Source organism: Agromyces sp. NPDC058110 (assembly GCF_042884735.1).
Lineage (GTDB): Bacteria > Actinomycetota > Actinomycetes > Actinomycetales > Microbacteriaceae > Agromyces.
The window spans coordinates 542,416-565,203 of record NZ_JBHVTI010000002.1 but is presented as its reverse complement, the minus strand read 5'-3'; the positions used below and the strand labels follow the sequence as shown (position 1 = coordinate 565,203).

19 protein-coding genes are annotated in these 22,788 nt (G+C 72.1%); 10 read left to right on the top strand and 9 right to left on the bottom strand.

Going from position 1 to position 22,788, the window contains the following annotated elements; genetic code table 11:
- Window positions 1–105 precede the first annotated feature (105 nt).
- Entirely contained in the window at window positions 106–1,407 is a 1,302-nt protein-coding gene (locus ACFVS8_RS07140; protein WP_387059497.1) for a DUF4232 domain-containing protein, read from the top strand.
- On the opposite strand, the gene ACFVS8_RS07135 is transcribed toward ACFVS8_RS07140, so the two are convergent.
- Window positions 1,370–3,484 (bottom strand): glycosyltransferase, encoded by a 2,115-nt coding sequence (locus ACFVS8_RS07135; protein ID WP_387059494.1) that lies wholly within the window; start codon window positions 3,482–3,484, stop codon window positions 1,370–1,372. The two genes, ACFVS8_RS07140 and ACFVS8_RS07135, sit on opposite strands and share 38 nt — an antisense overlap.
- Window positions 3,485–3,620: 136 nt before the next feature.
- Between ACFVS8_RS07135 and ACFVS8_RS07130 the strand changes: the two genes are divergently transcribed.
- The 7 genes from ACFVS8_RS07130 (at window position 3,621) to ACFVS8_RS07100 (ending at window position 13,257) form a co-directional block, all read left to right on the top strand.
- Window positions 3,621–4,295 (top strand): TetR family transcriptional regulator, encoded by a 675-nt coding sequence (locus ACFVS8_RS07130; RefSeq protein WP_387059491.1) that lies wholly within the window; start codon window positions 3,621–3,623, stop codon window positions 4,293–4,295.
- 44 nt (window positions 4,296–4,339) lie between these two features.
- On the top strand, window positions 4,340–5,281 hold the full coding sequence (locus tag ACFVS8_RS07125) for an ATP-binding cassette domain-containing protein (protein ID WP_387059488.1): 942 nt from the start codon (window positions 4,340–4,342) through the stop codon (window positions 5,279–5,281).
- Window positions 5,278–6,942, top strand: a complete 1,665-nt coding sequence (locus ACFVS8_RS07120) for an ABC transporter permease (RefSeq protein WP_387059485.1) — start codon at window positions 5,278–5,280, stop codon at window positions 6,940–6,942. The genes ACFVS8_RS07125 and ACFVS8_RS07120 overlap by 4 nt, the downstream gene beginning before the upstream one ends.
- 40 nt (window positions 6,943–6,982) lie before the next feature.
- On the top strand, window positions 6,983–7,171 hold the full coding sequence (locus tag ACFVS8_RS07115; protein ID WP_387059482.1) for a DUF5302 domain-containing protein: 189 nt from the start codon (window positions 6,983–6,985) through the stop codon (window positions 7,169–7,171).
- A gap of 147 nt (window positions 7,172–7,318) precedes the next feature.
- Window positions 7,319–11,212, top strand: a complete 3,894-nt coding sequence (locus ACFVS8_RS07110) for a DUF3376 domain-containing protein (protein ID WP_387059480.1) — start codon at window positions 7,319–7,321, stop codon at window positions 11,210–11,212.
- Between the two features lie 91 nt (window positions 11,213–11,303).
- Window positions 11,304–11,912, top strand: coding sequence for a DedA family protein (locus ACFVS8_RS07105; RefSeq protein WP_387059477.1), 609 nt, complete (start codon window positions 11,304–11,306; stop codon window positions 11,910–11,912).
- A gap of 112 nt (window positions 11,913–12,024) precedes the next feature.
- On the top strand, window positions 12,025–13,257 hold the full coding sequence (locus ACFVS8_RS07100) for an oxygenase MpaB family protein (RefSeq protein WP_387059474.1): 1,233 nt from the start codon (window positions 12,025–12,027) through the stop codon (window positions 13,255–13,257).
- 134 nt (window positions 13,258–13,391) lie between these two features.
- Here the strand turns inward: ACFVS8_RS07100 and ACFVS8_RS07095 are convergent, their stop codons facing one another.
- The 3 genes from ACFVS8_RS07095 to ACFVS8_RS07085 all read right to left on the bottom strand — a co-directional run bounded on the left by ACFVS8_RS07095 (window position 13,392) and on the right by ACFVS8_RS07085 (window position 16,920).
- On the bottom strand, window positions 13,392–14,042 hold the full coding sequence (locus tag ACFVS8_RS07095) for a CE1759 family FMN reductase (protein WP_387059471.1): 651 nt from the start codon (window positions 14,040–14,042) through the stop codon (window positions 13,392–13,394).
- A gap of 10 nt (window positions 14,043–14,052) precedes the next feature.
- Window positions 14,053–15,276, bottom strand: a complete 1,224-nt coding sequence (locus ACFVS8_RS07090; protein ID WP_387059468.1) for an LLM class flavin-dependent oxidoreductase — start codon at window positions 15,274–15,276, stop codon at window positions 14,053–14,055.
- Window positions 15,277–15,438: 162 nt separating this feature from the next.
- Window positions 15,439–16,920 (bottom strand): M28 family metallopeptidase, encoded by a 1,482-nt coding sequence (locus ACFVS8_RS07085; protein ID WP_387059464.1) that lies wholly within the window; start codon window positions 16,918–16,920, stop codon window positions 15,439–15,441.
- A 368-nt stretch (window positions 16,921–17,288) separates the two neighbouring features.
- On the opposite strand from ACFVS8_RS07085, the gene ACFVS8_RS07080 reads away from it, so the two are divergent.
- The gene (locus ACFVS8_RS07080) at window positions 17,289–17,687 is read left to right on the top strand and encodes a thioredoxin family protein (protein ID WP_387059461.1); all 399 of its coding nucleotides are present in this window, start codon (window positions 17,289–17,291) and stop codon (window positions 17,685–17,687) included.
- 25 nt (window positions 17,688–17,712) lie between these two features.
- Here the strand turns inward: ACFVS8_RS07080 and ACFVS8_RS07075 are convergent, their stop codons facing one another.
- The 3 genes from ACFVS8_RS07075 to ACFVS8_RS07065 all read right to left on the bottom strand — a co-directional run bounded on the left by ACFVS8_RS07075 (window position 17,713) and on the right by ACFVS8_RS07065 (window position 20,341).
- Complete coding sequence (locus tag ACFVS8_RS07075) at window positions 17,713–18,330, bottom strand: hypothetical protein (RefSeq protein ID WP_387059458.1); 618 nt, start codon at window positions 18,328–18,330, stop codon at window positions 17,713–17,715.
- A gap of 70 nt (window positions 18,331–18,400) precedes the next feature.
- Complete coding sequence (locus ACFVS8_RS07070) at window positions 18,401–19,327, bottom strand: LLM class flavin-dependent oxidoreductase (protein WP_387059455.1); 927 nt, start codon at window positions 19,325–19,327, stop codon at window positions 18,401–18,403.
- A gap of 9 nt (window positions 19,328–19,336) precedes the next feature.
- Window positions 19,337–20,341: a DMT family transporter gene (locus ACFVS8_RS07065; protein ID WP_387059452.1), complete on the bottom strand. Its 1,005-nt coding sequence runs from the start codon at window positions 20,339–20,341 to the stop codon at window positions 19,337–19,339.
- A 138-nt stretch (window positions 20,342–20,479) separates the two neighbouring features.
- On the opposite strand from ACFVS8_RS07065, the gene ACFVS8_RS07060 reads away from it, so the two are divergent.
- Window positions 20,480–21,028, top strand: coding sequence for a CGNR zinc finger domain-containing protein (locus ACFVS8_RS07060; protein WP_387059449.1), 549 nt, complete (start codon window positions 20,480–20,482; stop codon window positions 21,026–21,028).
- A gap of 17 nt (window positions 21,029–21,045) precedes the next feature.
- Here ACFVS8_RS07060 and ACFVS8_RS07055 read toward each other — a convergent pair whose 3' ends face one another.
- Window positions 21,046–21,771, bottom strand: a complete 726-nt coding sequence (locus tag ACFVS8_RS07055; RefSeq protein WP_387059446.1) for an HNH endonuclease family protein — start codon at window positions 21,769–21,771, stop codon at window positions 21,046–21,048.
- A 196-nt stretch (window positions 21,772–21,967) separates the two neighbouring features.
- Window positions 21,968–22,237, bottom strand: coding sequence for a 30S ribosomal protein S15 (rpsO, locus tag ACFVS8_RS07050; RefSeq protein WP_056658110.1), 270 nt, complete (start codon window positions 22,235–22,237; stop codon window positions 21,968–21,970).
- Window positions 22,238–22,788: the final 551 nt, after the last annotated feature.

The window sequence follows — 22,788 nt, the reverse complement described above, 5'->3', positions numbered from 1 at the left end:
GACCCTTCGGCAACCTCGTCAAGCCTAGCAGAGGGCCTGTTTTTCACCCGTGAACAGCGGATGTCGCGTCGGCGCCGCGCTCGCTCGGGACACTAGGTTCGTGGAATGACCACGCCCCGCACCGGTGCCGACTCGACCTCCCGGCTCCGGCCGGCCCCACTCGCAATCGTCGGCGGCATCGCCGGCATCCTCTGGCTCGGCGTCGGCGCGCTGAGCTGGTCCGCGATCTCCGCGGCGAACCTGCACGGCCTGGAGGGGGCGATCCTGCCGGCGACCGTACCGCCGTCCGTCTGGATGTGGCCGATCGTCTGGACCACCCTGTTCGCTCTCACGGCGGCGATCGGCGTCGGGTTCGCGTATGCAGCGCTGCTGCGGCTCACCGCGCCCACCGGCGACACCGCAGGAACGGCCGCGCCGTGGCGGGCGTGGTTCCTCGCCGTCGCCGTCGGTGCCGCGATGGGGCTCGCGACCGACGGCCTCACGATGATCGGCTCGTTCTTCACCTACGGCGCCGTCCTGTGGAGCAGTGGGATGGGCGCGTTCGCGGCTGCCGGCGCCTATTGGGGCCTGCTGTACGGATGGATCCCTGCAATCGTCGAAGGCCGAATGCGCCGCCGAGCCCTCGCAGCCGACACACCGGCCGAGCTCGCCGCGGCTGCCCCCGTCGGTGCCCCCGCGTACGGCCCCGACGCGCACCGTCCGCTCGCCGCGACCGACGCCGTCTCAGCGCCCGCGATGGGGCCTCGCCCCGGAGTGCCGACGAAGACCCTGGCCTTCGCCGGCGTCGCGGTGGCGGTCGTGATCGCGCTGGTGACGATCGGCGTCCTCGGCATGCGGGAGGCGCGGGTGGCGGATGCTCAGGACGTGGCGATCGCCGAGGGCGCGGATCCGTCCCGCGGCGCGCTTCCCGATCCGCTCGCCGAGGGCGTTCCCGTCGCCGACCGCGCCGAGCCGACCGACGCCGCTCAGACCGCCGCCGATCCCGACCGGTGCACGCCGGAGCAGGCGATGCTGCTGTTCGGCGAGAAGGACGCCGCGACCGGCCACCGCGTGCAGTCGATCCGCCTGATGAACTTCTCCAACCGGCCCTGCACCGTCGAGGGGTACCCCGACGTCGCGTTCGGCGACCAGAACGAGCACGCGCTCAATGTCCTGATCGAGCACGGACATTCGTTCATGGCGGACGATCCCGGCGTCACGCGGGTCGAGGTGCCCGCGAACGGCTACGCGATCGCCTACCTCGGGTGGGATGCCGGCGTCACAGCCGACGCGCTCGTCGCGACCTCGCTTCACGCCGCGATGACTGCCGGCGACGAGCGCGGAAGCTGGCCGCTCGAGTCCGACATCGTCGAGGGCTCGACGATCTCGGTCACCGCGTGGGAGCCGGCGGTCGTGCCGACCTCGTGAGCGCCTGATGCGCGTCGAGCACGGGGAGCAACGCGGGGCGCTTGGCATCCAGTCCGTCGCCCGCCGTGCGACCCCGCACGCGCCTGGCCACCCACGGCACCGCGTGCCGCACGATCCACTCGGCGTCGCCGACCTGACGATCGGTGTCGATCTCGGCCGCGACGTCGGCGCCGGGCTCGTGCGCCGCCTGCTCGAGCTCGGCGAGCGCCGCGGCATCCGGTACGCCGAGCCGTCTGGCCGCCTCGTAGGCGAGCGCGCGATGCCCGGCGGAGTTGAGGTGCACCCGATCCTCGGCCCACATGCCCTTGACCGTCAGCGCGGGCAGCGCCGCCACGTCGAGCACGATCGCGCCGGTGTCGTGCCCGATGCCGACGATGCGGTCGGCGAACGCGGCGACCCGCCGTTCGTACAGTCGCGAGGCGGGTCGCTGCGGCATGAACGGGGTGACGAGCAGCACGTCGGCGCCGGTGGCGCGCAGGCCGGCGACCGAGGCCGCCAGCCGGTCGGCGAGCCCGTGCACGTCCGGCCTCGGACCGACCAAGTCGTTGCCGCCGATGAGCACGCTGACGAGATCGGCGCCGAGGTTGATCGCACGCGGCGCCTGCTCGTCGACGACGTCGTCGACCTTGCGGCTGCGCACCGCGAGGTTCGCGTACGCCACGCGCTCGCCGGCCGGGCTCGCGAGCGCGAGCAGCATCGCGAGCCGGTCGGCCCAGCCTCGGTACTCCCCCGCGGCCATGCGCGAGGTGTCGCAGAGGCCCTCGCTCAGCGAGTCGCCGACGGCGACGTACCTGGTCCAGCGCGGCGGCGCGGTCGGGGCGGGCTCGGCAGGGGCGACTTGCACGGACGGCGCGACCTGCACGGTCGGCGCGACCGCGACGGGCGGTGCGGATGCCGCGGTCCAGCGTCCGAGGGCACCGACACGAGGCCCGGCCGTCGCGCCCCCGCTCGCGGCGACGGCCTCCTCGTAGTGCCCGAGCAGCTCGTCGCCGAGCACGTCCCACCCGCGCCCGCGCACGGCGGCCCGCGCATTGACGGCGAACGCCCGGCGCTTCGCATCGTCGCCGACGAGGTCGCGCACGCGCTCGCGGAACTCCACGAGGTCTCCCGGCCGATAGAGCCACCCGTCGACGCTGTTCTCGACGAGGTCGAGCGGCCCGCCGCGGCCGGTCGCCACGACGGGCACGCCGCTCGCGAGCGCCTCCTGGATCGTCTGGCAGAAGGTCTCGCTCTCGCCGGGGTGCAGGAACACGTCGAAGCCGGCCATGGCCTCGGCGAGCGCGTCTCCGCCGAGGAATCCGGTGAACACTGCGTTCGGCAGCATGCGTTCGAGGACCGTCCGCGAGGGCCCGTCGCCGACGATGACGAGCCTGGTGCGGGGCAGGTCGGCGATCGCCCGGAGATCCTCGACCTGCTTCTCGGGGGCGAGCCGCCCGACGTAGCCGATGACGACCTCGTCGGCAGCGGCGCCCGCGATGTCGCGCCGCCAGGCCGCGGTGCGACGGGTCGGCGCGAATCGCTCGGTGTCGACGCCGCGCCGCCAGAGGGCGATGCGGTCGGCATCGACGCCGAGGCCCGTGAGCCGGTCGACGGCCGAGGTCGAGGGTGCGAGCGTCACGGTCGCACGAGTGTGCAACTTCGCCAGGTGGCGGGCGAGCGCGGGCGCGGCACCGGGCACGCCGTAGCGTTCGGCGTACGAGGGGATGTCGGTCTGATAGACCGCGATCGACGGGATGCCGAGCGCCTCCGCGGCGTGCACGCCGCGCCACCCCAGCACGAACGGCGACGCGAGGTGCACGACGTCGGCCTCGTGCTCGCGCAGGAGCGCGGCGAGCCGGTGCGCTCCAGCGAGCGTCACGCGCACGTCGGGGTAGGTCGGCAGCGGCACCGAGGGCAGCAGCACGCTCCTGGCCCCGTGCAGCGACCCGTCGAGCGACGGATCGGCGGGCCCGGAGCGGGGTGCGATGACGAGGGCGTCGTGGCCGCGGCGCTCGAGGTGGCGGAGCACCTGGAGCAGGGAATGCGTCACGCCGTTCATGTGCGGGAGGAACGATTCTGCGAGGAGTGCGACCTTCACACGACCAGCGTGAGGCCTGATCGGACGCGGTTTCGCCGATCCGGGCCGTGGTCGGCGAAGGTTCACCTGCTCGTCGCCGGGGGTTGGGTCGCCGTCCCTCTGGACGTCGGTTATACACGCGTGTAGCATCCGATACATGCGTATAGCCGAGCACGAGCGCACCGCCGCCGCAGCCGACGCGACCGACCTCACGACGCGCGCCCGCCTTCGTGACGCCGCCATCGAATGCTTCGCCGCAGAGGGCTTCGGGGCGTCGGTGCGAACCATCGCCGCCCGGGCGGGCGTGAGCGCCGGACTCATCCGCCACCACTTCGGGTCGAAGGAGGCGCTGCGCGCCGAGTGCGACGACGCCGTGCTCGAACAGCACCGCACGCTCAAGACCGACGGGCTCGCCTCCCCCTCCGCCGCCATGGCCCAGCTCGCCGAGGCCGACGAGTACGGGGTCATGCTCGTCTACATCCTGCGCAGCGTGCAGGAGGGCAGTCCGGCCGGTCGGGCGTTCGTCGAGCGCATGATCGAATCGGCGCTCGCGTACTCCGAGCAGGCGGTCGCCGACGGTGTCCTGCGCCCGAGTCGCGACCCCGAGGGCCGCGCACGGCTCATGGTGACGCAGTCCGTCGGCGGGCTCATCGTGCTGCTCTCGATGCACCCCGAGATCTCGCTCACCGACTTCAAGACCGTGCTCGCGAAGACCTTCGAGCAGATCGCGCTGCCCTCGATCGAGCTCTACACGTACGGCGTCTTCGCCGACAGCTCCTACCTCGACCAATACCTCCTCTACATCGGCGATCCGCCCGCGGCCGGCGCCTGACGCATCCCGCGCACGATCACCGCACACACTTCGAAGGAGTCACCATGTCAGCATCAACCCCGGCGATCGAGGTCGCCGGCCTCGTCAAGCGCTTCGGCGCGGTCACCGCACTCGACGGCCTCGACCTGCGCGTCGAGCAGGGCCGGGTCATGGGCTTCCTCGGGCCGAACGGCTCGGGCAAGTCGACCACGATCCGCATCCTGCTCGGCATCGCCAGGGCGGATGCCGGGTCCGCACGCCTGCTCGGCGGCGACCCGTGGCGCGAGGCGGTCGAGCTCCACCGTCGCATCGCCTACGTGCCCGGCGACGTGAACCTCTGGCCGAACCTCACGGGCGGCCAGGCGATCGACATCCTGTCGCGCCTCCGCGGCGGCATCGACCGCGTGCGCCGCGACGAGCTCGTCGAGCGCTTCGACCTCGACCCGTCGAAGAAGGCCCGCGCCTACTCGAAGGGCAACCGGCAGAAGGTCGCGCTCGTGGCCGCACTCGCCTCCGACGCCGAGCTGCTGATCCTCGACGAGCCCACGTCGGGCCTCGACCCGCTCATGGAGGGCGTGTTCACCGAGACCGTCCGCGACCTCGCGAGGCAGGGTCGCAGCGTGCTGCTCTCGAGCCACATCTTCGCCGAGGTCGAGAAGCTGTGCGACGAGGTGACGATCATCCGGGCCGGCCGCACGGTCGAGGCCGGCTCGCTCGCCGACCTCCGACACCTGCACCGCACCTCGGTCTCGGTGCTCCTGCCCGACGGCGCGGGCACGCTCGCCGAGCGCACCGACCTGCACGACCTCGCCGCAGACGGCGAGCGCGTGAGCTTCACGGTCGACGACGCCGACCTCGGCGGCGTGCTCGCCGACCTCGCCGCCCGTTCGCCGCGGTCGCTCGTGACGACGCCGCCGTCGCTCGAGGAGCTCTTCCTGCGGCACTACGGCGTCGGCCTGCCCGCCGACAGCGCCGACGAGGTCGCCGAGGGGGTGCGCGCATCATGACCGCCGTCGCCCAGGCGCCCTCGCGCCCGACCTCGTCGACCCCGGGGCACACGCCCCCGGTCGCCGCCTTCACCGCGTTCCCCGAGCTCACCCGCTTCATCCTGCGGCGCAACTGGCTGCGCCTCGCGCTCTGGGTGGTCGTGCTCGTCGGCATGGTCGCGATGGTCTACGAGTCCCAGCGCGTCGCGTTCCCCACGCAGGAGTCGCGCGACGCCTACGCGGCGGTCGCCAACACCCCGGCGGTCGCCGCGCTCACGGGCCTCCCCTACGGCGCAGGCACGCTCGGCGGCATCCTGAACATCAAGATCTGGATGACCCTCGCCGTGTCGATCGGCTTCGCCTCGATCTTCCTCGTCACGCGAAACGGGCGCGCCGAGGAGGAGAACGGGCGCACCGAGCTCGTCCGCGCCGGCGCCGTGGGGCACCACGCCTACAGCCTCGCCAACCAGCTCGTCGTCGGCGGCCTCAGCGTCGCGATCGGCCTGCTCATCGGGCTGACGTGCATCGGGCTCGGGCTGCCGGCCGAGGGGTCGCTCGCCATGGGCGCCTCGATCGCCGGCGTCGGCATCGCCTTCCTCGGCATCGCCGCGCTCGCAGGGCAGCTGACCTCGACGAGTCGCGCGGCGAACTCGCTCGCGTCGATCGTGCTCGGCGTCTCGTACCTCGTGCGCGCGATCGCCGACGTGCAGGCCGAGGGCGACACCCCGAGCCCGCTCAGCTGGGCCTCGCCCATCGGGTGGGCCCAGAACATGCGCTCGTTCGGCGAGAACGTCTGGTGGCCGCTCCTGCTGCTCGTCGGCCTCGGCATCGGCGGATGCCTCGTGGCGGGCGTCGTCGAGTCGCGCCGCGACGTGGGCGCGGGCGTGCTGCCCGACCGGCCCGGCCGCGCGGCCGCGTCGCGCGCGCTCGCCACGCCCCTCGGCCTCGCGGTGCGGCTCGAACGCGGGCCCATGATCGGGTGGCTGCTCGGCGGACTCGTCGGCGGACTGTTCTACGGCGGCGTCGCCTCAGCCATGAGCGACCTGCTCGACTCGGGCAACGCCTTCGCGAAGGCGTTCACCGGCCAGGCCGACTCGATGCTCGACGGCATCGTGGGCCTCTTCGTCATGGCCACCGCCATGGTCGCCGCGGCGTTCGCCGTGCAGAGCTCGACCTCGGTGCGCCTCGAGGAGGCATCGGGGCGGCTCGAACCGCAGCTCGCCGGCGCTGTGTCCCGCATCGGCTGGGCGCTCACGCGGTACCTGCTCGCGAGCGTCTGGGGCATCGTGATCCTCGCGACGTCGGGGCTCGTCTTCGGGCTCGCGTTCTCGGTCACGCAGGGCGACCCCGACCAGGTGCTGCGCATCTTCACGGCGTCGCTCGCCTACATCCCGAGCCTCCTGCTGCTCGTCGGCGTGACCGTGCTGCTCACGGGGTGGCTGCCGCGCCAGGCGATCCTCATCACGTGGATCGTCTACGGCGCGAGCGTCGTCATCGCCATGTTCGGCCCGCTGTTCTCGCTCTCGGAGGAGCTCATCGACGCGACGCCCCTCGCCGCGACGCCGCGCGTGCCAGGCGTGGAGTTCGACGCGGCACCGCTCGTGGTGCTGGGTGCGGTCGCGCTCGCGTGCTGGGCGCTCGGTCTCTGGCGCTTCCGCACGCGCGACCTCACGCAGGCGTGAGCCTGGCCGCCCGCCCGACCGGCGCGCATAGACTCGACCCATGAGTACCGACGACGACAAGGCGACCACCGGCCCCTCCGACGACGTCAAGCGCAAGTTCCGCGAGGCCCTCGAGCGCAAGAACAACCAGCAGCGCGGCGGCGAGGCGCACCTCGACGGCCGCGGCGCCGTCGACCACGCCCACGGCAACGCCTCGACCAAGCAGGAGTTCCGCCGCAAGAGCGGCTGAGCCCCGGGCCCCGCCCGCCCGCGGCATCCGGCCCGCCTGCGGCCACCCGGCCCGCGTGGCGGGTCGGTGCGCGCCCTGATGCCGGTCCCGCGCGCGGCTCGCTAGCATGTGGGCGACCGATGCAGGTCTTCCGCGAGGGGGCGACCGATGTCCGAGCCGTTGGTACCGCACGACTACGTGATGCTGCGGTTGGACGCCCCCGTGGGCGGGCAGGGCGGCGCGCCGGCCCCGCGCGAGTACGGCACGTTCCCGGAGCCCGCCGGCACCGATCCCGCGCCCGGGTTCGCCGGCGACGTGAACCCCAGGGTGTTCCTGCCCGAAGGGGGGCGGCCGTACGCGGCACGCGGACTCCGCGTCGCGCTCGCGATGAAGGGCGGCGTGAGCCTCGCGGTGTGGATCGGCGGGGCGGTCGCCGAGCTCGACGTGCTGCGTCGCATCCGGGTGTTCCGCGTCGGCGAGGGGCCGGCCCAGGCGCTGCTGATCCGTCCCGCGCCCGACGGCGCCGGGGGGATCGCCCCCGACGAGGAGCTGCTGCTGCGCGCCGACGCGTACGCTCGCGTGCTGCACCGGCACGGATACGACCGCGTCGAGTTCGACGTGCTCGCGGGCGCGAGCGCGGGCGGCCTGAACGCGGTCATGTACTCGGTCGCGCAGCGCTCGGGCGTCGGCCTCGACGGGATCCTCGGCACGTGGCTCACGACCGGATCGGCGTGGGGCCTGCTGCAGACTGGCAACCCGGCGCAGTTCGACTCGGTGCTGCGCGGCGACACGTACTTCTGGCCCGAACTCGCGAGCGCGCTCGAGCGCATCGCGGCCGGCGACGTCGGCGGCGGCTCGGGCGACGGCCGCGGCGGGAACGGCGACGGGGCGCCCCGTGCCGAGACGGCGGCCGCGCGGGCGGCGCTCGCCTCGCCGCACGTCGTGGTCGACCTCTCGGCGACGCTGATCGACGCCACCGACACGACCGAACGCGCCACGGCCGAAGGGCGCGCGCACTTCCGGTTCGTGGGCGACGACACCGACCCGGTGCCCGACCGCGGCATCCCGGGCCGCTCCCCCGATGCCGACGCGCCGGCCGCGTGGTCGCGCCTCGCGTACGCCGCCCGCACGACCTCGTCGTTCCCGGGAGCGTTCGAGCCGGCGCTCATCTACTCGGGCACCGAGGCGCTCGACCAGTCAGGTGCGGACGGGACGCCCGACATGCGGAACGTCTTCAGCGCCCATCGGCAGGATGTCGCGAGCCGCCCGTTCCGCGTCGTCGACGGCGGCGTGCTCGACAACATCCCGATCGACCGGGCGCTGCGGGCCGTGCGCAACGTGCCGGCGAACGAGCACGTCAACCGGGCGCTCGTCTACCTCGACCCGTCGCCGAAGGAGCGCGCGAAGGCGCTCGTGCGCGCCACGGAGTACGACGGCGACGGGCCCGTTCGCCCTCCGCAGCGCGCGAAGGTGCGCGACGACCGGCTCTCGCGCATCCTCTACGCCGTGCCGACGGCCCTGCGCAAGCGCACCAGCGAGTCGGGCGAGGACGAGATCGACCAGGTCTACGCCGACCGCACGACCGCGCTCGTGCGCAAGGGCCGCGACGAACTGCTCGCCGTACGACTCGACGCGACTCCGACGAGCGACGAGCATCCGGCCGACCCGGCCCTCGGCTCGCTCGCCGCGTACACCCGCATGCGCTCCACGACCGACGCCGAGCTGCTCGGCACGGTGCTCGCCCGCCCCGGCGAGTGGACGCTCACCACGAACCTGCAGTCCCGGCCCCGGCGACGAGCCCTCGACCGACTCAGCATCCAGCGCGTCGCCGCGGCGCTGCGACGCGTGCTCGACGACCTGAGTCGCGACGGCGCGCTCGGATCGATGCCCGGCGAGCCCGACCTGCCGCCCATCGCCGACGACGTGATCTCGCAGGGCTCCCAGACCCTCGTCGACACCTCGTTCTGCGTGCTCGCGTGGGTGCGGGCGCTCGAGGACCAGGCCTTCCGCACCGTCGGGCTCCACGCGTTCGACGATGCGCTCGCCGCCGGACAGGTCGACGACGCGCAACGCACGCGCGCCGCGGTGCGCGAGGAGCTCTACGCGGCGCTGCGCCGTTCGCGGGACCTGCGCGACCGCAGCATCGCGGCCGCGCTCGACCGCGTCGACGCCATCGCCCCGGCGGACGCGCCGCTCACGGCCGCGCGCGCCGAGTCGGTCGCCCGAGTGTGGATCGCCGCGAACGGCGACGACCCGACGACCCGGGCCGCCCAATGGGACCGGCTCGACGCGATCGTGCGATGGCTCCAGCGGGCGAACGCCGTGCTCGCCGGCATGCCGGGCCAGGCGGAGTGGGCGGAGTCGCCGTGGCACCGAATGCCGGCGGAGGGTTCGCCCCTCCCGGCATCCGACCTGCCCATGTTCTTCGGCGGCAGCGGAATGCCGACCGCGTCGTCGCTCGTGCGGTTCCACGTGATCGGCTCCGACACGCAGCCCGCCGACGTCGCCGGGTACCGGACCCTGCTCGACGCGCAGGTGCTCGACGGGTACAAGGCGGCACTCGCCAAGCCCGTGGAGGACCTCGCCGACCCCGAGACGCTGCGCCGACTCATCGACGACCGGGTGCTGTACTCCTCGTCGAAGCTCGCGGGCCTGCGGGTCGCGAACTTCGCCGGATTCCTCAGCACCGACTGGCGCCGCAACGACTGGTGGTGGGGCCGGCTCGACGCCGCGGCGGGCATCGTCGAGTTCCTCGAGTCGATGGATCCGGCGCCCGGTTCGACGCTCGTCGCGGGTTCCGAGGTCGGCGGCGTGCAGGCCGCGCTCCTCCGCGAGATGAACGCGAGCGACGAACGCCCGTACGGCTCCGCGGTCGCAGCGGATCCGGGGCGGATCCGGGAGCAGATGGTGCGCGGCACGCAGGACCTCGAGTCCCTGCGATCCGGCTATCGCATCGCGCTCGCGTCGCGGGTCGCACGTTCCGCCTCGGCGGCGCTCGTGCGCGGGACGCGCAGGCTGTCGCCGATGCGAGCGGGCCAATGGCTGCTGCGCCCGCTGCTCGTGTTCGCGCCGCTGCTGCTCTCGACGCCGAGGCTCATCCTCGCGCTGATCGTGATCGCGTGCGGACTCATGCTCTCGGTGCGCCAGCTGACCGGCCAGCTCGACGAGTCGGCCGGGTTCTCGCGGAGCATCGTCTGGGCCGGGCTCGCCACGCTCGTCGCGGCGGTCATCGTGATCGTGCGGCTGGTCACGGCGGCGAACGCTGCACGGACCCGACGGCTGCGCATAGACGCGTTCCTGCGCGACGACGCGGAGAACCGGCTCGTCGACTCGACGCGGGCCCGTCGGGTGGCGGCGACGGCGCAGGAGCGCGCCCGGGCGCCCCGCATCACGCTCGTGGTCATCACCCTCGCCCTGCTCGGAGCGCTCTTCATCGTGTCGTGGCGGTTCGGCCTGTGGACGCTGCCGTTCTGGGTCGCGCTCGTGACGCTCGTCGGCATCACCGAGCTCACGCACCGGCAACTCCAGACGGTGGCCGTCGCGCGCAGGCGCCGCCCGATGCGGTGGGCGGTGCTGGTGGGCTTCACGGCACTCGCGCTGGCTGTGACGAGCGTGCTGCCGCCATGGCTCGACGGCGTCGCCGAGACGGCCAGGTCGCCGCTCGCGTTCGTCACCGACGAGGTGTGGGGCGAGCTGCTCTGGCGCCTGATCGCCGCCGCGATCGTCGTCGCGGGCGTCACGGTCACGTCGTTCGCGACGACCATGCGGCTGCGCCATCTGCTCGTGGTGCTGGTCGCCGCGGAGCTCACGATGCTGCTCGCCGTCACGGCGACGACCCTGCTCGCCGCGCTCGACGACACCGCGAAGGGCACCGATCCGGTCGCCGTCGCCGTCGCCGCGGGCATCACGACCGCGCAGGGCTGGGCCGCCTACCTCGTCACGGCGTGGGCCGTCGGCACCGTGCTCTGGTGGGCGCCGTGGTTCCGCGGCTTCGAGACGCAGGCCCCGCCGCCGACCGACGCCGTGTGGGACCTGAAGCCCGGCTCGCTCGTCGACGACTAGGGCTGCGCCGGGCGCACGGCGACGGATGCCGCGGCGGGCCGCCCGCGGCATCCGGAACCTGCCGTTCACGTCGGCGGGGTACAACCGACGCGTGGACCTCGACGCGATCGCCGCCTCGCCGTGGGTGCTGCCCGTGCTGTTCGGGTTCGTCGTGGGCGACGCGTTCCTCGTGGTGCTGCCGAGCGAGACGCTCGTGGTGGCGCTCGGCGCCCTCGCCGCGTCGACGGGATCGCCGTCGCTGTGGGCCGTCGTTCCGGTCGCGGCGGCCGGGGCGGTCGTCGGCGACCTGTGCTGCTACCTGATCGGCCGGCGAGTCGGACTCGACCGGTGGGCGTGGCAGCGCCGTGGCCGTGTGAGCCGGGCGCTCGAGCGAGCCCGCACGACCGTGCACCGCCGCACTGCCGTGCTCGTGTTCACGGCGAGGTACGTGCCGTTCGCGCGCATCGCCGTGAACCTCGCCGCCGGGGCCGGCGGGGTGCCGCTTCGGCGGTACCTGCCCCTCTCGCTCGCCGCCGGGCTCGCGTGGGCCTGCTACAACGTCGGGGTCGGCGCGGTGATCGGCGCCGCGTTCGGCGATCAACCGCTCGTCGCGACGCTCGTGTCGATCCCCGTGGCGATCGCGTTGGGGCTGCTCGTCGACCGGATCGTCGCGGGGCTCGGCCCCGGTGGTCGGAACGGGGGCTTGCGGGAACCGTCGTGACCTCAATATGTTAACGACGAATCACATGTGACGGACGGACTGCACGTGCTGGACACGACCTCGACGACGAGGCCGCGGCGGGTCCGTCCCCTTCGAGGAAGCAGGTGGCCACATGCCAGAGATGAACCGACGAACCGTGCTGACCCTCGGGGCCGCGCTCGGCCTCGGCGGCGTCGCGACCTCCGGCGGTGCCGCCTGGTCGTGGTCGCCGTCGGGCTCGGTCGCAGGCGCGGCCCGCACCGCGCTCGGCGGCGGATCGACCGTCGACCCGCAGTGGGTGTGGGACGACGACATCGACCGCATCATGGCGAACGTCATCACCTCGGGGCAGGTTCCCGCGGTGAACCACGCGATGCGCAACTGGACCTACAACAGCCAGGCGGTGCCGATCGGCCTGCCCGCTGAGCTCCGCTCCTTCCTGCAGGCGAACACGAAGCTGCCCGAATGGGCCGACAAGTGGAAGCTGCGTCGGGCGGCCGACTTCAACCGCCGCAAGGACACCTACCTGTTCCTCATCTACGGCATCGGCGGCGGCATCATGTCGACCGTCATCCCGAGGGAGGCGCGATCGGTGTACTGGTCGAAGGGCGGCGCCGACATGCAGGATCGCGCGGCGAAGACCTTCAGCTTCGGCTACGACCTCAGCGACATCGACGCGTTCGAGTGGACGGGCGAGTTCCTCGTCACCTCCAACCGCACCCGCATGGTGCACGCGGCCGTGCGCCACCTGCTGCCGCAGTCGCCGCACTGGCAGGCGAGCGGCCACGACGAGCAGATCCCGATCTCGAACCACGACATCCTCGTGACCTTCCACAGCACGGGCACCTACGCACACAAGAAGCTCAAGGACTGGGGCGTGCCGATGTCGACCGCCGACCAGGACGCCTTCCTGCACTCGTGGCAGGTCGCGCTGCACATGCTCGGCGTGCGCGACGAGTACATCCCGGCAACGTGGGACGCGGCGCACGCGCAGGCCGACCAGATCCTCACCCCGAAGCTCCAATGGACACCGGAGGGCCAGGAGCTCGCCGAGGTGCTGCTCGGGCTCACGGCCCAGGTCGACCTCGGCGTCACGCGCGGGTTCCTGAACGAATTCGTGCGCTACCAGCTCGGCAACGAGGTCGGCGACTGGCTCGGCCTCGAGCGCGACCCCGCGTCGGAGGTGATCATCCGCGAGGGGTGGCCGCTGTACATCAGGTTCCGCGAGTCCATCATCCCGATCGCACCCGCGAGCTTCTACATGTTCGACCAGTTCGTGCGGGCGCTCGCGATGGTGTTCCTGAACAAGGGGCAATCGCTCACCACGACGAAGATCACGGTGCCCGACATCAACCGCCCGAGCTGAGTCCCATCGGCCCGCCGAAGCGGAGGCGGAACAGCGGATGCCGCGGCGACACGTGGGGCGAACCCCGACGTGCCACCGCGGCATCCGTCATGTGAATTTGAATTCACACGGCTCGCAAAGGGGGCTGCGCGCCGCTACTCCCCCGCGAGCCCCCCGATGAGGTGGCCGCCCTGCCGGTCGAGCGCGAACGGGTCGTTCACCAGGCCGGTGCGGTCGGTGCGCTCGACGAGGTCGGCGAACTCCTTCGCCCCGCGGAAGATGCGGTCTGGCAGCGAGCGCACGCCGTCGCCGCCGTCGCCCCAGTCGCTCGTCGCGGCGTAGACGCCCATCGTCACGGGGATCGCGTGCAGGTAGGTGAAGAGCGGGCGCATCGCGTAGTCGATCGCGAGCGAGTGCCGCGGCGTGCCGCCGGTCGCTCCGAGCAGCACGGGCAGGTCGGTCAGCGCCTGCGTGTCGATGACGTCGATGAACGACTTGAACAGGCCGGCGTAGCTCGTGGTGAAGATCGGCGAGACGGCGATGAGGCCGTCGGCCGCGGCGACCGCCTCGAGGGCGGCCTCGAGCTTCGGCGGCGCGAAGCCGAGCAGCAGGTTGTTCGTGATGTCGTGGGCGAGGTCGCGCAGCTCGAACGTCTGCACCTCGACCTCGATGCCCCGCTCGCGCAGGATGCTCGAGGCGTCGGCCGCGAGCCGGTCGGCGAGCTGGCGGGTCGAGCTCGGGGTCGACAGGCCCGACGAGATGACGACGATGCGCTTGACGGCCGTGGCGCCGGTGGTGTCGGTCATGATGGGATCCTTATCGCGTCGCGGCGGGGCCGAAGGCCGAGCCGGTCTTGACGGGTGCGGCGGGCGTCGCGGCCGTGGCGCCGGCGTCCTGGTAGGGCGAGGGCCCGGCGAGGTTGTCGCCGCGGTTCGCCTTGGGGGTCGCCTGGCGGGGCGCCTCGTCGCCGTACTTCGCGGCGACGAGCGAGGCGTGCGTCGGGGCATCCGGAACCTCGGCGGGGCGGTCCTTCGCGAACTCGCGTCGCAGCACCGGCACGACCTCCTCGCCGAGCAGGTCGAGCTGCTCGAGCACGGTCTTGAGCGGCAGGCCCGCGTGGTCGATGAGCCAGAGCTGGCGCTGGTAGTCGCCGACGTAGTCGCGGAAGCCGAGCGTTCGGTCGATGACCTCCTGCGGGCTGCCCACGGTCAGCGGGGTCTGCTGCGTGAAGTCCTCGAGGCTCGGGCCGTGCCCGTAGACGGGCGCGTTGTCGAAGTACGGACGGAAGTCGCGCACCGCGTCCTGCGAGTTCTTGCGCATGAACACCTGGCCGCCGAGGCCGACGATCGCCTGCGCGGCGGTGCCGTGCCCGTGGTGCTCGAAGCGCTGACGGTAGAGGGCGACCATGCGCTGGGTGTGCGACGCCGGCCAGAAGATGTGGTTGGCGAAGAAGCCGTCGCCGTACATGGCGGCCTGCTCGGCGACCTCGGGCGTGCGGATCGAGCCGTGCCAGACGAACGGCGCGACGCCGTCGAGCGGGCGGGGCGTCGAGGTGAAGCCCTGCAACGGCGTGCGGAACCGGCCCTGCCAGTCGACGACGTCTTCGTTCCAGAGGCGGTGCAGCAGCTCGACGTTCTCCGTGGCGAGCGGCAGGCCCTGGCGGATGTCCTTGCCGAACCACGGGTAGACGGGCCCGGTGTTGCCGCGGCCGAGCATGAGGTCGGCGCGTCCGCCCGAGACGTGCTGCAGCATCGCGAAGTCCTCGGCGATCTTCACGGGGTCGTTCGTAGTGATGAGCGTCGTCGCGGTCGTGAGCTGCAGGGTGTTCGTCTGCCCGGCGATGTAGGCGAGCGTCGTCGTGGGCGAGCTCGACCAGAACGGCGGGTTGTGGTGCTCGCCGAGCGCGAAGACGTCGAGCCCGACCTCCTCGGCGTGCTTGGCGATCGTCAGCGTCGCCTGGATGCGCTCGGCCTCGGTGGGGGTGCGCCCGGTGGTCGGGTCCTCGGTGATGTCGCTGACCGTGAAGATTCCGAATTGCATGGCGCCCCTCCTGGGTGTCCGTCTGATCCTTCAACTATATGCGTTTGCATACATCAGGTCCAACGGATGTCCCAGCCAGAGTATTCCCGAGCGCCCACGACGAAAGCGGGGGCGCCCGAAGGCACCCCCGCCCGGCCGCCTCGACGGCGGCGTTCCCGATCGTCAGGCCGCGTCGAGCGGCCCGTGCGAGTGGCCGTGATCGGGCGCGAGCCCGCCGCCACCCGGGTTGTTGACGGTCAGCTTCGGGCCGGCCGGGTTCTTCGGCAGGAAGTCGCCGATGCTGAGCCACTGGCCCTTCACGCCGTTGACCGCCTCGGTCGACGCCCCGAACTCGAGCACGGCGGTCGCCACCGCACCGAGGTTCGTGTAGAGCGCCTTCTTGTCGATATTGGCGATCGTGTCGCAGACCAGGTGGTAGCACGGGTCGTACTGTGCACCGGCGGTGCCGCCCCAGATCGCCGCCTGCTGCTCGGTCTTGACGACCTCGGCGCCGGTGAAGAGCCCGCCCGACGGGATGCCCGCCAGGATGAACGCCTCGTAGTCGCTGCGGCCGCTGAACTCGGCGTCGTCGTACGGGGCCTTCACCGCGGTGTAGTAGCGCTCGAAGAGCCGCTCGATCGCCTCCGAACCGGGCGGCACGTCGACCGGGGCCGGCCAGCTCGACTGGTTCGCGTCGTACACCATGTAGATGTAGTTCGGCGAGGCCACCATGTCGAAGTTCATGTAGAGGGCGATCTTGTCCAGCTCGGGCTGCGGAAGGCTGTCGACCCACGCCTGCGAGCCGAGCAGGCCGTCCTCCTCAGCACCCCACCACGCGAACCGGATGGTGTTCTGGGGCTTCAGCTTGCCGAGCTTCTGCCCGATCTCGAGGAGCGCCGCGGTGCCGCTGCCGTTGTCGTTGATGCCGGGTCCGGCTGACACCGAGTCGAGGTGCGCGCCCGCCATCACGACGTTGCCCGTGTTCTTGCCAGGGAGTTCCGCGATCACGTTGATCTGCGGGCGCTGCTCGGGCAGCGGCACGAACACGGTCGCCGTCGAGCCCGCGGCCGCGAGTGCCTCACCGGCGGCGTAGGTCGTGCCGACCACCGGAACGGCGAGCGGTTCGGTGTTCTCGCCGAACAGGGTGCCCTGCAGCAGACCGGAACGCTCGGGCGTGTTGCCCTGGTTGAACTCGATGACCGCCTCGGCGCCCGCCGCCTGCGCGTTCTGCGCCTTGACGCCGAACTCGCAGGTTCCACGCTGGATGAGCGCGATCTGCGAACCGGACGGGTCGTCGAAGCCGAGACCCGCGAAGTCCTCGGGCTCGCAGCCGCTCGTGACCGGGTCGGGCAGCGGCTGGCCGAGCACGACGTCGACGGGGATGACGGTGCCGGTCACGGTGCCGTACCCCGTGCCGGTCATCGACTCGGACTCGTGGGTGGTCGCGGTCGGAGTGAGCTGCTGGAGGTTCGCCGGCCCGACGTAGGTGTAGTCGAACTGGTGGGTCGTGACCTTCCAGCCGGCCTTCTTCATGACCTTCTGAACGTACGCAGCACTGGCGTCGTAGCCGGGAAGGCCTGCGGCCCGGTTGCCGCCGTTCGCATCGGCGATCTTCTGCAACTCCTGGAGGTGCCCCACGACGCCGTTCGCGCTCACGCACTGCATGAGTTTCGAGACGCTGTCGTTGGACCGGACATCGCACGCCTTGGATGAGGGTGCGGCCACCGCGGCGCCCGCGGGGACGAGGGCCAGTGCCAGGACCGCAGATGATGCGGTCGCGAGCAGCTTGGCCCGACGGGAAAGCCGTGCAGATCGATACATGCTTCTCCTCTCGGGGACGGGTGTCGGCGTTGACACCCTGGGGCGTCGACATCGACGCCCATGGGGCCAGAGAGTACCCAAGCTCGGCCCCCGAAGACAGGGTTGACTCCGCACTGCTTTCGGGGTAATAGTGATGGATTCTCAGCTTGCCCTGCGGCTCCGATCAGCGGTCGCAGGGGCGAACGCTCATCCCGCGCCCGTACGCTGGAGGCATGGCTACCGTTCCCCTGACACTTGAGACCTTCGAGAAGACGATCCTCGAGGGCGGCACCGTGTTCGTCGACTTCTGGGCCGGCTGGTGCGGCCCCTGCATGCAGTTCGCGCCCAACTACGAGGCCGCGTCGGAGGCGAACCCCGACATCGTGTTCGCCAAGGTCGACACCGAGGACCAGCAGCAGCTCGCCGCCGCGATGAACATCACGTCGATCCCGACGATCATGGCCTTCAAGGACGGCATCGGCGTCTTCGCCCAGGCCGGCGCCCTGCCCCGACCCGTCTTCGACGACCTCGTCTCGCAGGTGCGCGCGCTCGACATGGACCTGGTGCGCGAGCAGATCGCCGCCGAGCAGTCCGGCGCCGAGCCCGAGAACGCCGGCACCCCGACGTCCTGATCGGGCGGATGCCGCGGCGGGCCGCCTAGGCCGTCGCCGACGCCAGCGCCTCCGCGAGTCCGCTCGCGTCGAGGTCGACGCCGTGCGGGCGCGAGTCACCGGTGATGCGCGCGGGCACGCGCACGAACGCACCCTCGGCCCGCAGCGCGTCGAGCCAGTCGAGCCACGGCTCCGCCGAGGCATCCGAGAGGAAGCCGGCGTGACGCGGCCGATCGCCGCCCACGAGCTGCACGCCGACCCGGTAGCGCCGCGAGAGCCAGCGGCTCGCACGGGGCACGAGCACGGCGTGCTGGTCGGCTCCGCCATGGATGCGCGCGAGGTCGATCTCGGCCTGGTGCCGGTGCACGTCGACCACCGGGATCACGCTGCGCACCTCGCGTTCCCGGCCGGGCGCATCGACGATCTCGAGCCCGTCGAGCGTCGTGAGCCCGCCCCACTGATCGGGATTCGAGCGCGTGCGGGCGGCCCGGACCAGCGCCACGACGAGCCAGGCGAGCGACGCCACGAGTGCGACCTGGAACGGCCAGAACAGCCAGGCGGGCGAGCTCGGACGCACGAGGCCCGTGAGCACGAGCAGCACGAACACGAGCAGGTACGGGGTCGGCTCCCACGCGAGCAGGGACTTCGAGCGGGGTGCGGGCATGCCTGCCAGCGTAGCGAAGCGAACCTGTGCCGAAGCCCGCAGCGCAGGCGTCGTCAGCGCCTCGCCGGCGTCACCGGAGCCCGGGCAGTCGCGAGGCCACCTCGTCGAGCACCGCTTCGCTGCCCGCGTAGATGCCGTCGGCCCGCGGCCAGTGCACGACGACGTCGGTGAAGCCGAGCTCGGCCGCGCGGCCGACGGCGTCCTCGAAGGCGCCGACGCTCTCGAGCGCGTACCGCGCCGACGAGTCGAGCAGCAACGTGCGGGACATGCCCGCGGCATCCCGCCCGGCGGCCTCGCACGCGCCGTCGAGCCGTCGCGAGAGCTTCGCCGCATAGGCCCACCACTCGTCGGTGTCGTCGATCGACCCCGCCGTGGTGACCCAGCCGTCGCCGAGGCGCACCGCGAGCGCCATCGCCTTCGGCCCGTCGGCGGCGATGAGCAGGGGCATCCGGGGCGACTGCGCGGGCGCGCCGACCATGCGCGCGTCGACCGCGGTGTACCAGTCGCCGTCGAACGAGATTCCCGGGGAGTCGGATGCCGCGGCATCCGTCGCTCCCCCGGCGCCGTCATCGACCGTCTCGTGCCGCAGCAGCACGTCGAGCGCCTCGGTGAACTCGGCGAACCGCTCGAACCGCTCGGTCGGCGTCAGTTCGCGCTGGCCGAGCACGAAGGCGTCGAAGCCCGTGCCGCCCGAGCCGACGCCGAGCAGCACCCGCCCGCCGGCGATCTGGTCGACCGTCGCGATGTCCTTCGCGAACGGCACGGGATGCCGGAAGTTCGGCGAGGCGACGAACGTGCCGAGCTCGATGCGCTCGGTGACAATCGCGGCAGCCGTGAGCGTCGGCACGGTCGCGTGCCAGCGTTCGCCGGCGAGCGAGCGCCACGAGAGGTGGTCGTAGGTCCAGGCGTGGTCGAACCCGTACGCCTCGGCACCGCGCCACAGGCGGGCGGCCTCGGGCCAGTCGTACTGGGGAAGGATGCAGATGCCGAAGCGCATGTCGGAAGCCTACGTCGCGGGCCGCTCGGCCGGCACGGGGTCGGGATCGAACGACAGGTCGGCCTCGATCGCGGGCGTCGCGCCCGGCACGAGATCGGGTGCGACCGCGAGGGCCGGGCGCTCGAAGCGCACCAGCACGATGCCGCCGAGGATCAGCAGGCCGCCGAGCATCTGCACCGGGCCGATCGCTTCGCCGAGCAGGATCCACGCGACGATGCCTGCGAACACGACCTCGGACAGCCCGAGGAACGAGGCGAGGCGGGTGCCGAGGATCTGGATCGCCATGATGCCCGAGACGTAGGCGAACGCCGTCGAGACGGCTCCGACCGTGAGCACCGGCACCCACCAGGGCGCGGTGCCGCCGAAGTAGGGCATGCTCGTGAAGTTCGCCTCGAACGGCACGAGGCCGACGAGGAGCGAGAGGCCGAGCACGAGGCATCCGATGAACAGGCCGACGGCCGCGAGCGAGATCGGCGGGATGCCCGTGTCGCTGCGTTCGCCGAGCACGTAGTAGACGGCGACGCCGATCATAGCGATGGCCGCGAACGCGATGCCGAGCGGGTCGAGCGCGCCGCCGGCCGGGCCGATGACGAGCACGAGGCCGACGATCGCGACCACCGAGCCGGCCAGCACGACCACCTGCGGCATGTGCCGGGTGCGCACCCAGGCGAGCGCGACGAGCGCCACCGGTGCGAGGTACTCGATGAGCAGCGCCGTGCTCACCGGGATGCGCGAGATCGACATGTAGAACGCGAGCTGCACGCCGGCGACCGCGATGACCGAGTACGTGAGCACGGTCCACTTGGCGCGCCAGAGCGGGCGCAGGTCGAACCGGAGCGCGAACAGACCGGGCACGACCAGCAGCAGCGCACCGACGAGCACGCGGAAGAACACGGCGGCGCCCGGCGACCAGCCCGACTCGAGCAGCGGTTTCACCACGGCCCCGCCCGCGCCGAACGCGAGGCCCGACCCGAGGCCGAGTGCGATGCCGAGGATGCCGCGTGAAGCGCGCATGGCTGTTCCGTTCCTGTTCGTGCCGTGATGCTGCGAGGTGCGCGTGCGGTTGTGCCGATCCTGCGCGAGCCGAGGGCACTGTCATGCCCGAAACTCGTTATGCTCGTGACAGTACTCGTGCACCAGGTCAGGAGTCAAATGTTTTTCACCCATGACACGGAGTCGGCGCTCGCCTTCGTCGCCGCCCTCACCGACACGGATGCCGCGGCATCCGATTCCGGCGACGACGAACTGCGCACCGTCGCGCAGCTGAGCGCGCTCATCACCGCCTGGAAGTACTCGGGCCGCCACGACCGCGACGCCCGCGAGCTCGCCGAGGTTCGCGACGCCCGCGAGCAGCTGCGCGCGATCTGGCTGCTCGACCGCGACACCGCCGCCGACGCCGTCAACGCCCTGCTCGCCGACGCGCACGCCCTCCCGCGGCTCGTGCGCCACGACGACCTCGACTGGCACATCCACGCGACCGCTCAGGAGGAACCGCTCGCCACGCGCATCCTCGTCGAGGCGGCGATGGCGTTCGTCGACGCCATCCGCTCCGACCAGATGGAGCGCCTGCGCATCTGCGACGCCGACGACTGCGAGAGCCTCTACGTCGACCTCTCGAAGAACGGCTCGCGCCGCTTCTGCACCACGCGCTGCGGCAACCGCATGGCCGTGCGCGCCTACCGCGCCCGCGCGGAGGCCTAGCGAGGCCGCGGGCGACCTCAGGCCGGGCAGCCCTCGTCGACGCGCGCCATGGCCGCGAGGTCTTCAGGCGCGACCGTGAGGCCGTACGCGAGCAGCACGCCGGCGAACCGATCGACGTAGGTGCAGGCGTAGCCCGCTGCGGGAGGCATCCATTCGGCCGGGCCCGAGTCGGACTTGGACTGGTTGGCCGGACCGTCGACCGCCGAGAGGTTCGCCGGGTCGTTCGCGAAGTCCTCGAGCCGCTCGGGCGCCCAGGTCGACGCGCCGTGCTGCCACGCGTACGAGAGCGGCACGACGTGGTCGATCTGCACGGCCTCGGAGGTCTCGGGCCCGCGCACGAACGAGATCGAGGCGCCCGTGTAGGGGTCGTGCAGCGTGCCGGTGCGCACGATGCAGCCGTTGCTGTCGGCCCGGAAGGCGATGTCGACGAGGTCGCGGATCAGCACGTCGTTGCGCGTGTCGCAGCCGTTGCCGTCGACGTCGGCCCACGCGTCGCCGAACCGGTCGCGGTCGTAGGGCGCTGTCGACGAGGCAGCCGCGACGACGAGCGCCGCGAGGTCGGGGTCGGTCGGCACGCCCGCGGGTGCGCCGGAGGCCGAGCCCGTCGCCGGCGGGAACCACCAGTCGCCCGCTTCGGACCTCGTGCCCTCTGGGCCGTAGAGGTACACCCAGACGGCGACCGCGAGCACGATCACGAGCAGGGCGGGCAGGGAGAGGCGTCGGGAACGGCGGCGTCGGGGCATCCGATCATTCTGTCGTGCCCTGGCGACACCCGATGACGCCGGGCGGCCGCGCAGCGCGAGCCGCCCACCCGCGGCACCCGTCGCCGGGAATGACGAAAGCCCCCGGCGTGCTCCGAGGAGCAGGCGGGGGGCTTTCGCAAGAAGCTCGCGGAATCAACGAGAGCCGCAGCGCCGCACGAATGCGGTGTGATGCTGCTTAGCGGCGCAGGCCGAGACGCTCGATGAGCTTGCGGTAGCGGTTGATGTCGACGTCGGCGAGGTAGCCGAGGAGACGACGGCGCTGACCGACGAGGAGCAGCAGGCCACGACGCGAGTGGTGGTCGTGCTTGTGCTCCTTCAGGTGCTCGGTGAGGTCCTTGATTCGCTTCGTGAGGAGCGCGATCTGGACCTCGGGGGATCCAGTGTCACCGGGGTGCGTCGCGTACTCTTCGATGATCGCCTTCTTGACGTCTGCTTCGAGTGCCATAGATGGGATCCCCTCTCTCTTCGTTGCGCGCTGCCCGGGGCCGAATGCCTGGGCTCTCTTGATGCGCGGCCGTTTCACGGCAACCTGAAGAGCTTACCAGTTCCCGGATGCCGCGGCGAATCGTCGTGGGCACGGGGCGGTGCCGCCGCGTCGTCGCCGGCGGCGTGAGCCGGTGCGTCGCGACGGGTTCGGGGAACCGGGCGGGGGCGCGGCCTGGGGGAAGGAGGGTGCGCCCGCGCCGCCCGGTCTGCGGCACCCGACCCCTGGGGGACGGGGAGTGGTGCCGCACGTCGTCGATGACGACTCGGACCGCCGCGCGAAACCGGGGGGTGGATCTCGCGGCGCTCCGGATCGGAACCTTCCGGACGCTGCTCCCGGAGCCGTTCGGCTCGACGGGATCGGCGCGGTCCGTTCCTGATGAATCCACCGTACGACGGATCCGACGGACGCGCTCGAACTCTGTGGTCTGACCACACAGAAGCGCCTGATCCGGGGCGAAACCTGTGCGTCGACCACAACGACGCACAGGTACCGCACAGCATCACGGCCAC

Bases quoted from the DNA above. Each gene is read 5' to 3' on its own strand.
- ACFVS8_RS07065 (WP_387059452.1), bottom strand. From the start codon at position 20,341: ATGCGCGCTTCACGCGGCATCCTCGGCATCGCACTCGGCCTCGGGTCG.
- ACFVS8_RS07140 (WP_387059497.1), top strand. From the start codon at position 106: ATGACCACGCCCCGCACCGGTGCCGACTCGACCTCCCGGCTCCGGCCG.
- ACFVS8_RS07080 (WP_387059461.1), top strand. From the start codon at position 17,289: ATGGCTACCGTTCCCCTGACACTTGAGACCTTCGAGAAGACGATCCTC.
- ACFVS8_RS07100 (WP_387059474.1), top strand. From the start codon at position 12,025: ATGCCAGAGATGAACCGACGAACCGTGCTGACCCTCGGGGCCGCGCTC.
- ACFVS8_RS07055 (WP_387059446.1), bottom strand. From the start codon at position 21,771: ATGCCCCGACGCCGCCGTTCCCGACGCCTCTCCCTGCCCGCCCTGCTC.
- rpsO (WP_056658110.1), bottom strand. From the start codon at position 22,237: ATGGCACTCGAAGCAGACGTCAAGAAGGCGATCATCGAAGAGTACGCG.
- ACFVS8_RS07075 (WP_387059458.1), bottom strand. From the start codon at position 18,330: ATGCCCGCACCCCGCTCGAAGTCCCTGCTCGCGTGGGAGCCGACCCCG.
- ACFVS8_RS07130 (WP_387059491.1), top strand. From the start codon at position 3,621: ATGCGTATAGCCGAGCACGAGCGCACCGCCGCCGCAGCCGACGCGACC.
- ACFVS8_RS07110 (WP_387059480.1), top strand. From the start codon at position 7,319: ATGTCCGAGCCGTTGGTACCGCACGACTACGTGATGCTGCGGTTGGAC.
- ACFVS8_RS07120 (WP_387059485.1), top strand. From the start codon at position 5,278: ATGACCGCCGTCGCCCAGGCGCCCTCGCGCCCGACCTCGTCGACCCCG.
- ACFVS8_RS07070 (WP_387059455.1), bottom strand. From the start codon at position 19,327: ATGCGCTTCGGCATCTGCATCCTTCCCCAGTACGACTGGCCCGAGGCC.
- ACFVS8_RS07095 (WP_387059471.1), bottom strand. From the start codon at position 14,042: ATGACCGACACCACCGGCGCCACGGCCGTCAAGCGCATCGTCGTCATC.
- ACFVS8_RS07115 (WP_387059482.1), top strand. From the start codon at position 6,983: ATGAGTACCGACGACGACAAGGCGACCACCGGCCCCTCCGACGACGTC.
- ACFVS8_RS07090 (WP_387059468.1), bottom strand. From the start codon at position 15,276: ATGCAATTCGGAATCTTCACGGTCAGCGACATCACCGAGGACCCGACC.
- ACFVS8_RS07060 (WP_387059449.1), top strand. From the start codon at position 20,480: ATGTTTTTCACCCATGACACGGAGTCGGCGCTCGCCTTCGTCGCCGCC.
- ACFVS8_RS07125 (WP_387059488.1), top strand. From the start codon at position 4,340: ATGTCAGCATCAACCCCGGCGATCGAGGTCGCCGGCCTCGTCAAGCGC.
- ACFVS8_RS07085 (WP_387059464.1), bottom strand. From the start codon at position 16,920: ATGCAGTGCGTGAGCGCGAACGGCGTCGTGGGGCACCTCCAGGAGTTG.